The organism is Bacillus thuringiensis, from assembly GCF_001455345.1.
Taxonomy (GTDB): Bacteria; Bacillota; Bacilli; order Bacillales; family Bacillaceae_G; genus Bacillus_A; species Bacillus_A thuringiensis_N.
Map to the genome: position 1 here is coordinate 2,571,116 of NZ_CP013274.1, position 13,486 is coordinate 2,584,601.

Sequence of the window (13,486 nt, forward strand, 5' to 3'; positions counted from 1 at the left end):
CTAAAAAGCTCAATTTCTCTATTTTGATTTGCAGAGAAGTTGGGCTTTTTAATTTGGAATTCCCTTATCGTTGTAAATCGGCATTTTCCTGACGCTATCCCTATGTAACCTTCTACATATAATGTCCATTTATAGGTACATTTCATTAAGTAGAAAGTAATAAATTTATTGAGGTTTAATAATTCTAATACTAATAATTTGACATACTTAAAACCAAAAGTTGCATGTTATATTATTAGGCACAACAATATAAATAATACCATTTGTTTATTCCGTAAATAATGTTGATAAAAAAGGTGAAAGGATTTTTAAAGATAAAAATAGAAATCTATATAAAAAATATTTAAATGGTAGGGATATTATGAAAATCGGTAAGTTTGGAGAAGTAAATAACATAAGTATTGATACAATTAGACATTATATGGATCTCAGTCTCATTATTCCTGAAAAAAAAGGAGGGTACTATTTTTTTGATGAGTATTGTCAAACAGATTTAGAACTTATATTACATTACAAAGATTTAGGATTTAGCTTGAATGAAATTAAAGAACTATTTTTTTATAAAAATTTAGCGAAATCTATGAATTACGAAAAAGATACCTTTTACCAATCTTTATTTAAACTGAAATATGACAAGATGGAACAGGAAATAGAACTTTTGGAGAAGAAACGGGATAAATTAAAGGGAGTGTTACATGATTTATCATTAACAAATGAAACTTCTAATTCAATTATAGGGATAGATTTAAATGTACTACACTTACTTACATGTTCTAAGTGTAATAGAAAACTAATTCTTCAAGATGGTATTATTAATAACAATCAAATTGTTGAAGGAAAGTTAATTTGTAATTGTGGTGAAGAATACATGATTACTTCAGGAATTATAACTGCTGGTAAATTATTTAAAGCAAATGAGCGGACGTCACTTGATGATACTATTTCGGATTATATTCATGAAACTGATAATGAATATTTGGAAAATATGCATAGAGAAGGGGAATGGGCGAAAAAGAAACTACTACATTTAGATTTAAATAACAAATTAATACTGGATATAGGATCAGGACTTGGGTTCTTTTTGAGGAACATTTATGAAGAACTACCGGAAGATTGCCTATACATCGCAGTGGATCGAGATTTCAATAAACTATTATTTTTAAAAGATGTATTAGCGAGAAGAAATCCGAGAAGAAATATTCTCTTTATCTGTGCGGATTTTTTGAACATCCCTATTCAAAAGCAGTCTGTTGATATTGTAATTGATCACTCTGGTACGAGCAATTATAGTTTTGAGCATGAGAATTTTTTACTTCACGAATTAAATTCACTTTTTAAATTTAATTGTTATTTATTAAGTTTATTTATTTTATTTAAAAATTTCAGCTCAAATAGTCAAATTACAAATAACTTTCGAGCAAATTTTTCACTTTCAAAAGTAACGAAAGAAATCCAAAATCTACAGTTTCAATCGATTGATGAAAGTACTTCAAATTATTTGAAACAAGGCGGAAAGTATGAGGATTTCTTTGTTCAAGGTGAAGAAATTTATACATATTCATTTTTCGGAAAAAGATGGGGTTAACCCCATCTTTTATTTATTTCCCCTTAAAATTATTCAAATCGTACATATTGCGATTGGGGTGACCCAAGAACTTACAATGTACGTAACACAAAATTAGGCAGGGGGAAAAGTTATGGCAAGTTTACGATTACATATAGAAAATAAAAAAAGCAATCAAGAACTAAGAAATATTTGCTTATATTCAATTGCAAAAACAGTATCAATATTCGGTAATTCTATTTATAATTTCGCAGTAGGATTATATGTTTTACAAATAACCGGATCTGCTTTAAATTTCGCGATTACGCTTATTTTAGGGACGATTCCAATGATTGTTATGAATCCATTTGCCGGTGTAATTGCTGATAAGGTTGATAAAAAGAAACTCGTCGTTTGTATGGATGTACTAAGCGGATGCTTATTAATAACGGTTTATATATTAAGCAGCTATTATGGGTTAAACCTATTTATCATTTATACTACTACCTTTCTTATGACAGGATTTACAACATTTTTTGGAATAGGATTAGAGGCTGCAAAACCAAATATCGTCTCTAAAGAGAGACTAATGAGTCTTAACTCTATAAGTAAAATTATCGACTCTATATCTTTAATTCTAGGACCTATGTTAGGAGGCATTGTTTTTGCAGTCTTTGATATGAAAACTTTTATAATTATTAACGGTATTTCATTTATCCTTTCGGCTATATCCATATTGTTTATAAACTTTAAATTGTGCGAGCAATACATAAAAGAGGAATGTTCAATTAGGGAAATTAATTTTATTAAAGATATAAAGGAGGGATGCTCTTACTTAATGGAGCGGGAAAGCCTAAAAAATACGTTTAGTATTTTAATTTCACTTAATTTTTTCCTTGGATTTGCTGTAACTGTTCCATTGCCATACATTATTAATACAGTTCTCAACCTTAGTTCTAAACAATTTGGTTTGATTCAAGGGACTTTTCCAATAGGTATGATAGTTGGTGCAATCATAGTAAAAAAGATAACGAATCGCTTTTCTTATTCCTATCTATTGAAAAAAATAAGTTTTATGGTGGCAATTTTTATGATAGTTTCAGGTGTCCCTGTTCTATTCAAAAGTATTGAAATGAATAATATTGTATTTGTTCCTATGTATTGCGCTATTATGTTCTTTTTAGGGCTAATGATAGCATTAATCGATATCCCTTTAATTTATTTTATGCAAAAAGAGATTCCAGATGAATATAGAGGCAGAGTACTTAGTATTGGATTAAGTTTAGGTAAAATGATGCAGCCGATAGCACTGATATTATCAGGTCTATTATTAAATCATATTCCAGCCTACGCGCTTCCAATTGGAGGAGGAATCGCATTTCTTATTTTGAACCAGGCTTACTCAAATAAGTTAAATTTCGAAATTCATTCAAAAGGGTATAGTGTTGAACGTGATTAAATAATATCGAAAAAGCGCCGGATCCTTATCCTGCGCTTTTATATCTTAATTCAAATGTTCTTCCAATAATACATTTATCAATATCATCTTCTTCAATGCTAATAAATAATCCCCATTTTTTTAAATTGAGTTTGTAAAAATATTGTTTGTTGTATCATGTCTCTTCACTGAATACTTAGACAAAAAAGATCTTAAACGTTGAGAAATGAATTAGAGGGGGGGATGGAAAAAGTATACGGTGAGTGGATTTTCTACAACTATAATACATGTTATCATATGTTCATATTGTTAAAACCTGAATTTTCCATCAAGGACGAGAAAAGGAGCTGTTATTTACTTTATTCTAGTCAAATACAGCACTTTTTAATAGAGTTGTACATAAGGAAAGATGCGATTCAAATATATATAACGTCCTAAGGCACAATAAACAATATTCGTAGAGGAAATGAACGAGGAACAACAAAGAAAGAGTTGGAATGAAAGTAGAAATAATCTAAATCAAAGGGGTATATATCAATGAAACGTAAAATATTAACTGTAGTCTTACCAATTACATTAGCGTTAGGGGTAGGTTGTAGTAAGGATGTCTCCGAAACAAAGAAAACTGATAGTATAAAAGCAGCAGAAGAAAAGCAAGATGATGGTAGACTGAAAAGTGCTCATGAGTACAAAGAGAAAGTTAATGATGTAGCAAAAGAGTGGGTAAGTCAGTATCAGGTTATATCAGAAGTAATAGCAAAAGACCCTTCATTTGCTACTACAGAAAATGAGTTTAAAATAGAGATAGGTAGTTTAAAAGTTGTAACACAGAAAATGAAAGAGATAAAACCACCTAAGAAATATGATGATTTACAGAAAGAGTTGTCTGATGCAATGTTAATGTACGAAGATTCTTTATCGGAAATGGTTGAAGGTCTAGATAAAGGTAACCCTGAAACAGTTACACAGTCTTCTAAACATATGGATGATGCTTTAAAGAAGATAACAAAAACAATAAAGACAATTAAAGAAATAAAGGATAAATAGTAGTAATTAGATATCCTAATTTTGAAGTAGAGTATGATGATGCACGTGTATTTATAGAACTTGAATATACCATTGGGATTAATTATTATATTAGTCTACCAAATAATCAATGTAAATTAGAGACTTCAGAGTTTAAGAGATTACTTTGAAGAAATACAGTGGTGACAGAAGGACACGATATTAATATAAATTAAAACACAAATTATAAAAAGCGCAGGATGGTGATCCTGCGCTTTTCTATCGTAATTCAGCTGTTTTTCTAATAACAATCTTATCAATATCATCTTCTTCATCACCGATAAATAACCCGCGTTCTTTTAAATACGCCTCAAAATATAAATCTGCTTCTGCACGTTCATCATATGGTTTTACAGATAGAACGAAACCTAATTTGTTTTGTTCCTCTAAATGAGAAGTGGAGATGTAGGCCGGTACATTGTGGCGTAAAAAGAGTTCTTTAACCGGAATAATCATATCTTTCATTAATTTCGTTAACATACCCATTTCAAACTCGAAATTAAAGCGATCTATGCTACATAAATCAGCGAATACTACACCGATAAAACCTGTATTAAATACTTCTTGATAATCTACTTCTTCGTTACCATAAAAATTCTTTTCGATTAAATAATTGATAAAGTAAGCCACACCATCACTTTGTTCAAATGGTTTCGTTGAAAGAACAAAGCCGATTTTCTTTTGTTTATGTAAATACACACATGACATATATGCTGAAATGTTATGTTCTTTAAATAGAGAGCTTGTTGCTCCAGATAGACCATCTAATACGTGATGAACAATTTGAAGTTTTTTACGGGCGAAATAATAGGATTTCTTTTGTAACTCCAATGTATCAATAAAGACAGAGCCGATAAAGCCTGTATTTGAAATAATAGGTGTTTGCTTTTTTCTTCCTCTGCGCTTTGATTGAGCCATTGTAAAAATCATCCCTTCATGTACAATTAAAATAAAAAAGAACGTTTGTTCGTGTATTTACATTTTACTATTAAAACGCTATAAAGTAAAGGGTTTTTGACGAAAAAAACAACAAAAAAGACACCTGTAAAAGGTGTCTTAAACGCTGTAGGGAAGAGGATTCATCCATACAATTTATATTATGATACAGAAACAATCTCTTCTGTATCTTCTACATCTAAATGACAGTCCATTGTACGAACATCTTGATCTTCATGACTTCCGAAATAAATAGTAATTTTCATATGTATCGCTCCTTTATTCTAGGAATACCTAAAATAATTACTAGTAATGTTAATATTTATTATATACCACTTTTTTCATTCCGACAACGTTATATCATTTTTTATTCTTATAGGGCGCAAAGAGTGATTTAAAGAGATATTTTTATAGAAATAGGTATATTTCTTATATGTTATATTTAATACTGAAGGATTCGAATACGAATTTTTATGAAAGGAGCAAAATGAATGAATAATAAAAAGTTACTAATAGATAATTTTACATATAAAGCAGCATATATTGCGCGGCAAGTAGACGGAATGGATGTAAAAGAAACGAAGGATTACATCGCTGTCGACTGTGGTTTACCTGCAGATACATTTAATATCATTACTTTACTAGACAATCATTTAACGGAAGGTTTCGAGAAACTATATAAGGAGGTAGAATATTTTAATCAAAAGAAATTTCCAATGAGTGTTTGGTTTTGGGACGAGAAATCAGAGGGTAACATAGAGAACGAATTAGTAAATATTGGATTAAAAGAAGCAGAACAGAATATCACGATGGTAGCAAACTTAAATACAATTCATCCAACAATAAACATGCCAGAAAGTTTTACAATACAAAAAGCCTCTTCGTCAGGACAAATTAAAAAGTTTGGAGAAGTGTTAGCCAGTCTATTTGGTACATTAGAGGAAGGGATACATGTTCAAGCTTTTTACAATCAAACTGCTTCTTTCGACTTATGGAATAGTGAAAATATGAAACTGTACTTAGGACTTTATAAAGATGAAGTTGTATCGGTAGGCTCATTAGTATGTACAAAAGATAGTATTGGTATTTATGATATAGCAACGAAAGAAGAAATGAGAGGAAAAGGATTTGGTTCTACTATGTTTAATTACTTGCTGCAAGAAGCAAAGGAATTAAACGTTGCTCAATGCGTATTACAAGCTTCACCTGATGGGATTAATATTTACAAAAAGGCTGGTTTTCAATCTGTTGGACAAATGACTGTATTTGAAAATCGACATTTATTTGAATAAATTATCCAAGTCAAATTGCTTTCATGTGGGAGTTAATACATCATTATGAAAAAGAAATATATTGTTACTGATGATCTCAACGAAGTAAAAAAACTAATCTTAAACTATAACGGCGTAATGATTACTGAACCAATACAAGTACCCACAGGTATTGAAATGATAATTCGTCATCCAGATGGTAACATTATTGAATACATAGAGCCTACATTAAAATGAAATTCGAAAAAGAATCCAAGACTTATATTGGATTCTTTTTATTTAGCTCTAAATGACTAACTTAAAGCAATACGATCTTGAATTTACAAATAAAATTTTACATTGAGTATGATTTTTCGTAATAATAATTAGAAAGTAACGAAAATGTAATGAATTTTAACTACGCTTTTTATATTTTTTTGATACACTGGCTACGAGAGGGATACCGATTAATGTAGGTAAAAACCAAAACCATATAGGTGGCAATAAATTAATTATGGGAATATGAATACCTATGTTTACTAATAGTGCGGTAACGGCACCGATATAAGAGCCTAACATACCTCTAATATGGTGGTGAAGCCAATTTTTCCAACGTTTTTTTCGTGCAAGGTAACCATAAATTGCAAAAGCATAAGAGAAAATTGCTACATAAAATAAATATGCGATTTTATCCCAGTTTATAATGGATAATATAATTGCAGTAATGGTGATGACCACATAGGATGCATGATATATTTCACCCCATTCCGTATGTTTTCCTTTCTTCTTTTGAGCAACCATCGCTACAATACCGGTGATTAAACATATCGCTCCAAATAATATGTGGATGGTTAAAAGAACTTTGAAAATGCTCATAATAATTCCTCCTTTTTTATTTTTATAGTATTGCAGTATAGGAGAAAAGTTGAAACATATTGTTTATTCGCCTTAATATACTGAAATAAAGGTACTTCTAGAACAAATTTAAACGGACAAATTTTTCTTGAATTTAGTGAGTCACACATTATGTGAAATGAAGGAGAGACTCCCATGTTTACATCTATTACATATTTACAATCTGGGAATGAGAAGCAACAAAAAGTGTATGATGTTTTGAATAAATTAAACATAATGGAGGATTTAACTTTGTATAGTCCCGTTCTTTGCGGGACAATCCCTATAAGAATTGATACAATTCAATCCGACTTAGATATAGTAATGGAAGTACATAACTTTGATGTTTTTGAACAGGAAATGAGATCTTTATACGGTTCTTATAAAGGATTTAAAATAAAAAAGAAAAAAATTAAAACTACCGAATCGATAAAGGTAAATTTTGAATTTGAAGGTTTTGAATTTGAATTATTTGCTCAGCCTAAGCCAGTTCGTAATCAAAATGCATATAGACATATGATCGTAGAGCACATGCTATTAATGCAGCATCCCCATATAAGGGAAGAAATTCTTCACTTAAAAGAGAACGGTTTAAAAACAGAACCTGCTTTTGCTCAAGTATTAAATATTGACGGAGATCCTTATGACGAGCTTATTTTATTAGGACAGGAAATGAGATTGTGGTAAATACGATACACAAAAACTCCTCTATAAATAAAAGAGGAGTTTTTGTTATGTCATTAACTTACGGATTAATTCGCCTAACAATTTAACCCCGTTAGTCATTTGCTCTGGAGAAGCATATCCATATGATAAACGAATGTACCGATCTGATTCTTCTTCATAAATACGTCCTGGGTTTAAAAGAATTCCTTTTGATAGTGTCTCTGAAAATAATTTCTTCATCGGAATGCTAGGTACAACCTTTAGCCATATAAATAATCCACCAGTAGGAATATCCCACGATGCAACGTCTGCACAATATTTATTTAAAGCCCGTATCATGATTTGTCTTCGTTCTTTTAGTTGAATTCTTACGTTTGCAACATGTTCTTCATAAAAACCTTTATGTATCCATTCAGCAGCAACTCTTTGGGATAATGAACTCGATCCATAGTCTGTTTGCATTTTTATATCTGACAATCTATCAATTACAGGTTCTGGTCCAATAATCCATCCAATTCTAAGACCAGGAGTAAGTGTTTTAGAGAGACTACCAACATATAATACATGTCCATGTTTATCTATCGACTTTAAAGGAGCTGGAGGTGGTTCATCAATCCATAATTCGCGGTAAATATCATCTTCAATAATAGGTAACTGTTCCTTTTCACATATTTTTAATATTTCTTTTCTTCGTTCTTGAGACAGTAATATCCCTGTTGGATTTTGAAAACAAGGGATAGAATATAAAATATTATTCTTTTGACTGTATTTAATGCGTTTTAATAATTCGTTAGGTAAAATACCGTGATGATCCATACATATACCAGCTAGATTTATATTTGCTGATTGAAATACATGAAGCGAATATAAATAAGAAGGCTGCTCAAGTAAAACGGTTGATTCTCTATGCAATAGACCAATTGATATTAATTGCAATGCTTGTAACGCACCAGAAACGATTAATATAGAGTTAGACGATGCATGTATTCCAAATGATTTTACGTAGTTACTTATTGCTTCACGTAACGGTAAAAAACCTTTTTGTTCTTCGTATCCAAAATACTCTAAATCCTCACATACGCTTTTCATAATGGACTGCATAGTTTCTAGTGGGAAAAGTTGAGGCGCAAGTTCACCTTTACTAAGGTGGATAAGTTCTTTATTTGTTTCTGCTTCATTTATTTCTCGTACCATTAACTTGCTAGGTTTATGAATACCAGCCTTTACATATTCACTCCAATCAGGCGGGGGATTCGTCGCTAATAATGACCATGTATTATTCGTTACAATTGTTCCAGCTCCGATTTGCCCTTGAATCAATCCATCTGCCATAAGTTCATCTAGCGCAGTTATTACAGTACTTCGATTTACATGAAATAATTTGGCTAACTGCCTTTGACTAGGGATTTTACTTCCAATTGGCCATTCTCCATTTTCGATTTTTTCTTTCATATAGTCTACTATCTGCCGATATTTAGGCAGTTTTTTATTAGTTGTCATAAAAAAACTCCCTCGTTCACTTTAAAAATCCCAAGTGGTTGGTTTTTACGGTAAATAACTGGTTGAAGACATTGTATCAACTATTAAATATGATGAAAAGAAATAATTGGTAATTTGAAAGTGGTTGGTTTATTAGGGAGGGAGAGACAACATGCATAATAAAAAATGGGATTTACGCATCATATGTGCTCACGCTTTTACAATTTTAATATGGGGAACCGCTTTTCCGGCAATTCGTATGGGACTCGAATCTTATACACCTGAGCATCTTACTTTACTACGTTTATTAATTGCTTCATTTATACTTCTTTTGTTTTCCTTTATATATAAGTTGAGGCTACCAGATTTAAAGGATATCCCAGCAATTTTTATATTTGGTGCTTTAGGGTTTACTATTTATCACATTGCATTAAACTACGGTGAAAAAACAGTAAATGCTGGATCTGCAAGTTTAATTGTTTCGGTCACACCTATAGTAACGGCTATTTTTGCTTCTGTTTTTTTGAACGAAAAAATGAAATTAAATGGTTGGATTGGTGGTGTAATTAGTTTTATAGGAATTGCTTTCATATCATTTAGTCAAGGAGATGCAATTCAATTGAATAGTGGAGGATTATTTATATTATTAGCAGCGATTTCAGAAAGCCTTTTTTTCGTTTTCCAAACTTCTTACTTGAAAAAATACGGCTTTTTGCCATTTACCATATATACAATTTTATCTAGTACTGTATGTATGCTTATTTTCTTACCTGGAATGTATACAGAAATACTAGCAGTTCCTCTTGAAGTTAATTTGAGCGTTATATATTTAGGTGTCTTTCCAACAGTACTCCCATATATTGCATTGGCCTATATTATATCTCATACTGGTGCTTCCGAGGCAACAAGTTCTCTATATTTAACGCCAGTAATTGCGTGTTTTGTAGCTTGGATATGGTTAGGAGAAGTGCCAACTTTAGTTTCGATAATTGGCGGAGGGATTACTATACTTGGAATTGTGATTGCTCATATACCAGTATTAAGAAAAGAAAAACATAGCAATTTAGCAAATAATCAATCCGTATAATGTAATTAAATAATGATTTTATGATACTTTTTTATATAGTTTCTTTCTTATGTTGATAAATATAATATTTTGTATTTCAGTTAAATATTGTATGTTACATTTTATGTAGTAAGCATTTTAAAAGGAGCTGACAACATAATGAATGGAAAAAGAAATATTTTCACATGTATTTCTATTGTAGGAATCGGACTAGCTAGTTTTTCTAATTCTAGTTTCGCAGCGAGTGTAACGGACAATTCAATGCAAAATTCTATTCCTGTAGTTAATCAACAAGTAGCTGCTGCAAAGGAAATGAAACCATTTCCCCAGCAAGTTAATTATGCAGGTGTTATAAAACCGAATCATGTTACACAGGAAAGTTTAAATGCTTCTGTAAGAAGTTACTACGATAATTGGAAAAAGAAATATTTGAAAAATGATTTATCTTCTTTACCTGGTGGTTATTACGTAAAAGGAGAGATTACGGGTGATGCGGATGGGTTTAAGCCACTTGGAACTTCAGAAGGTCAAGGGTATGGGATGATAATTACAGTATTAATGGCTGGTTATGATTCGAATGCTCAAAAAATCTATGACGGTTTATTTAAAACAGCAAGAACTTTTAAAAGCTCTCAAAATCCTAATTTAATGGGATGGGTTGTCGCAGATAGTAAAAAAGCACAAGGTCATTTTGATTCTGCTACTGATGGGGATTTAGATATTGCGTATTCTCTTCTTCTTGCTCACAAGCAGTGGGGATCAAATGGAGCAGTTAATTATTTAAAAGAAGCACAAGACATGATTACAAAAGGTATTAAAGCTAGTAATGTTACAAATAATAGCCGACTAAATTTAGGAGATTGGGATTCTAAAAGTTCACTTGATACGAGACCATCTGATTGGATGATGTCACACCTTAGAGCATTTTATGAATTTACAGGTGATAAAACTTGGCTCACTGTTATTAATAATTTGTACGATGTTTATACGCAATTTAGTAATAAGTACTCTCCAAATACAGGACTTATTTCAGATTTTGTTGTAAAAAACCCACCACAACCCGCACCTAAAGACTTCTTAAATGAGTCAGAATATACAAATGCATATTATTACAATGCTAGTCGAGTACCTTTAAGAATTGTAATGGACTATGCGATGTACGGCGAGAAGCGAAGTAAAGTCATTTCTGATAAAGTATCTTCATGGATTCAAAATAAAACGAATGGAAATCCTTCTAAAATTGTGGATGGTTATCAATTAAACGGATCCAATATTGGTAGTTATCCAACTGCTGTATTCGTTTCGCCATTTGTTTCTGCAAGTATAACAAATAGCAATAATCAGAAGTGGGTAAATAGTGGATGGGATTGGATGAAGAATAAGAGAGAAAGCTATTTTAGTGATAGTTATAATTTATTAACTATGTTATTTATTACAGGAAATTGGTGGAAACCTGTACCTGATAATAAAAAGACACAAAATCAAATAAATGATGCAATTTATGAAGGATACGATAATTAATTAAATTTGAGAATGGTTACTCAAGAAAGGAATTAGCATACGCTAGTTCCTTTTTAATATTTTGTAAAACATTATCCATTCTAAAATTCGCATAGATATACTTGCTTTTTTCATATACATAGTTATTGATGACTCTATGTTTTTGTGAAGGGAGAGTATTTCTTGGAGAAAGTATTATTTTTCGGAGACCCAGGTATTGATGACTCGTTTGCGATTATATATGGTTTACTGCATCCCGAAATTGAAATTGTCGGTATTGTAACTGGATATGGAAATGTTGAACATATACATGCTGCACATAATGCAGCGTATATTTTACAGTTAGCAAATAGACAAGACATTCCTGTCATTAGCGGTGCAACAAAACCACTTACAGAAGAAATTACTACGTACTACCCTGAAATTCACGGAGCAGAAGGATTAGGTCCCATCCATGTTCCAGAAAAAGTATTATCTATTCCAATATACAATTTTGGCAGTATTGCTGCGATTCTTATAAAGTACGGAAAAGATTTAACGATTGTTGATGTAGGAAGATCTACCTCGTTAGCAATTGCTTTTAATTTATGGAATGATTTAATGCTAAATGTAAAAGGAATATATTTCATGGGTGGTGTTTTTTTAGAAGTAGGAAACGTTACACCGTTAGCAGAGGCAAACGTCTATGGAGATCCTCTAGCAAGTAAAATTGTTTTTCAGCAAGCAAAGAATTTATTCATATTCCCTTTAAATGTAACTAATAAAGCTGTGTTGACTCCAAATGTATTTAGCTATATCCAAGCTAATTCAAAGAATCCATTTCATACGATAATGAAACCGATGTATGATTACTATTTATCTGCATACCAAAAACTTAATCCATCTATTGAAGGTCCTTTGCTACATGATGTGGTTGCTATAAGTGGATTAGTTAACCCAAGTTTTTTTGAATTTGCGCACCGTACAGTGAATGTAGATACATACGGAGATACGAAAGGACAAACATTTGCTGATTTTCGCCCTAGTTCAATATCTAAAGGAGCCCGTATAGCTTTAGAAATAGATGAACAAAAATTTATTCAAGATTTTATAAAAATCATGTTATAGGCTGTTGGCGAAAAAGGGAATGATTTCAATACGTTGAATTTAAAATATATCCTCTTTATAAAGGAGCTTACAATATTGAATATCCAGTTAAAGGTTGTTACGAGAGAGAATTGGGAAGATGCATTAAAGTTACAAGTTAAAGAAAATCAAAGAAAATTTGTTCCGTCTGTAGCAGTCTCACTTGCTAAGGTATATATAAAACCAGATGGTGACAATGTAGAATATATACCATTTGCGATATACAACGGCGATCTAATGGTTGGTTTTGTTATGCATGCTGTTGTAAAAGAAACAACTGATATGTATTGGATAAATGGATTTATTATCGATCAAAATCAGCAAGGGAATGGCTACGGAAAAGCGGCATTACAGGAAAGTATCTATTTAATAAAAAATACATATAAGGCGTGTAAAGAAATTAGATTAACAGTACATAAAGATAATATCTCTGCAAAGAAACTATATGAACGTTATGGTTTTCAGTCATTGGAACATGATTATGATGGTGAGCAAGTATATCGCTTATTCGTTTAATTATTATG

13 protein-coding genes are annotated in these 13,486 nt (G+C 31.3%); 10 read left to right on the plus strand and 3 right to left on the minus strand.

Features of this window, described 5'->3' with window-relative positions; translation table 11 throughout:
- Positions 1 to 361 precede the first annotated feature (361 nt).
- The 3 genes from ATN06_RS13365 (at position 362) to ATN06_RS13375 (ending at position 4,028) form a co-directional block, all read left to right on the plus strand.
- Complete coding sequence (locus ATN06_RS13365) at positions 362 to 1,585, plus strand: methyltransferase domain-containing protein (protein WP_060631036.1); 1,224 nt, start codon at positions 362 to 364, stop codon at positions 1,583 to 1,585.
- Between the two features lie 112 nt (positions 1,586 to 1,697).
- Positions 1,698 to 3,002 (plus strand): MFS transporter, encoded by a 1,305-nt coding sequence (locus ATN06_RS13370; protein WP_060631037.1) that lies wholly within the window; start codon positions 1,698 to 1,700, stop codon positions 3,000 to 3,002.
- A 516-nt stretch (positions 3,003 to 3,518) separates the two neighbouring features.
- On the plus strand, positions 3,519 to 4,028 hold the full coding sequence (locus ATN06_RS13375) for a DUF7018 domain-containing (lipo)protein (protein WP_060631038.1): 510 nt from the start codon (positions 3,519 to 3,521) through the stop codon (positions 4,026 to 4,028).
- A gap of 237 nt (positions 4,029 to 4,265) precedes the next feature.
- On the opposite strand, the gene ATN06_RS13380 is transcribed toward ATN06_RS13375, so the two are convergent.
- Positions 4,266 to 4,964 (minus strand): hypothetical protein, encoded by a 699-nt coding sequence (locus tag ATN06_RS13380; protein WP_060631039.1) that lies wholly within the window; start codon positions 4,962 to 4,964, stop codon positions 4,266 to 4,268.
- A gap of 509 nt (positions 4,965 to 5,473) precedes the next feature.
- Here ATN06_RS13380 and ATN06_RS13385 point away from each other — a divergent pair.
- Entirely contained in the window at positions 5,474 to 6,274 is an 801-nt protein-coding gene (locus ATN06_RS13385; RefSeq protein ID WP_060631040.1) for a GNAT family N-acetyltransferase, read from the plus strand.
- Positions 6,275 to 6,319: 45 nt separating this feature from the next.
- The gene (locus tag ATN06_RS29220) at positions 6,320 to 6,490 is read left to right on the plus strand and encodes a VOC family protein (protein WP_176225747.1); all 171 of its coding nucleotides are present in this window, start codon (positions 6,320 to 6,322) and stop codon (positions 6,488 to 6,490) included.
- Between the two features lie 156 nt (positions 6,491 to 6,646).
- Here the strand turns inward: ATN06_RS29220 and ATN06_RS13390 are convergent, their stop codons facing one another.
- Positions 6,647 to 7,108, minus strand: a complete 462-nt coding sequence (locus ATN06_RS13390) for a hypothetical protein (protein WP_060631041.1) — start codon at positions 7,106 to 7,108, stop codon at positions 6,647 to 6,649.
- Positions 7,109 to 7,282: 174 nt separating this feature from the next.
- Between ATN06_RS13390 and ATN06_RS13395 the strand changes: the two genes are divergently transcribed.
- Positions 7,283 to 7,813, plus strand: a complete 531-nt coding sequence (locus ATN06_RS13395) for a DUF4269 domain-containing protein (RefSeq protein WP_060631042.1) — start codon at positions 7,283 to 7,285, stop codon at positions 7,811 to 7,813.
- Positions 7,814 to 7,858: 45 nt separating this feature from the next.
- Here ATN06_RS13395 and ATN06_RS13400 read toward each other — a convergent pair whose 3' ends face one another.
- Complete coding sequence (locus ATN06_RS13400; protein WP_060631043.1) at positions 7,859 to 9,292, minus strand: efflux pump transcription regulator NorG; 1,434 nt, start codon at positions 9,290 to 9,292, stop codon at positions 7,859 to 7,861.
- Between the two features lie 151 nt (positions 9,293 to 9,443).
- On the opposite strand from ATN06_RS13400, the gene ATN06_RS13405 reads away from it, so the two are divergent.
- The 4 genes from ATN06_RS13405 to ATN06_RS13420 all read left to right on the plus strand — a co-directional run bounded on the left by ATN06_RS13405 (position 9,444) and on the right by ATN06_RS13420 (position 13,478).
- Positions 9,444 to 10,358: a DMT family transporter gene (locus ATN06_RS13405; RefSeq protein WP_060631044.1), complete on the plus strand. Its 915-nt coding sequence runs from the start codon at positions 9,444 to 9,446 to the stop codon at positions 10,356 to 10,358.
- 138 nt (positions 10,359 to 10,496) lie between these two features.
- Positions 10,497 to 11,858 carry a family 8 glycosyl hydrolase gene (locus tag ATN06_RS13410; RefSeq protein ID WP_060631045.1) on the plus strand — a complete coding sequence of 454 codons (1,362 nt, stop codon included), beginning with the start codon at positions 10,497 to 10,499 and terminating at the stop codon, positions 11,856 to 11,858.
- 162 nt (positions 11,859 to 12,020) lie between these two features.
- On the plus strand, positions 12,021 to 12,944 hold the full coding sequence (locus ATN06_RS13415; RefSeq protein ID WP_060631046.1) for a nucleoside hydrolase: 924 nt from the start codon (positions 12,021 to 12,023) through the stop codon (positions 12,942 to 12,944).
- A 75-nt stretch (positions 12,945 to 13,019) separates the two neighbouring features.
- Positions 13,020 to 13,478 (plus strand): GNAT family N-acetyltransferase, encoded by a 459-nt coding sequence (locus tag ATN06_RS13420; protein WP_060631047.1) that lies wholly within the window; start codon positions 13,020 to 13,022, stop codon positions 13,476 to 13,478.
- Positions 13,479 to 13,486: the final 8 nt, after the last annotated feature.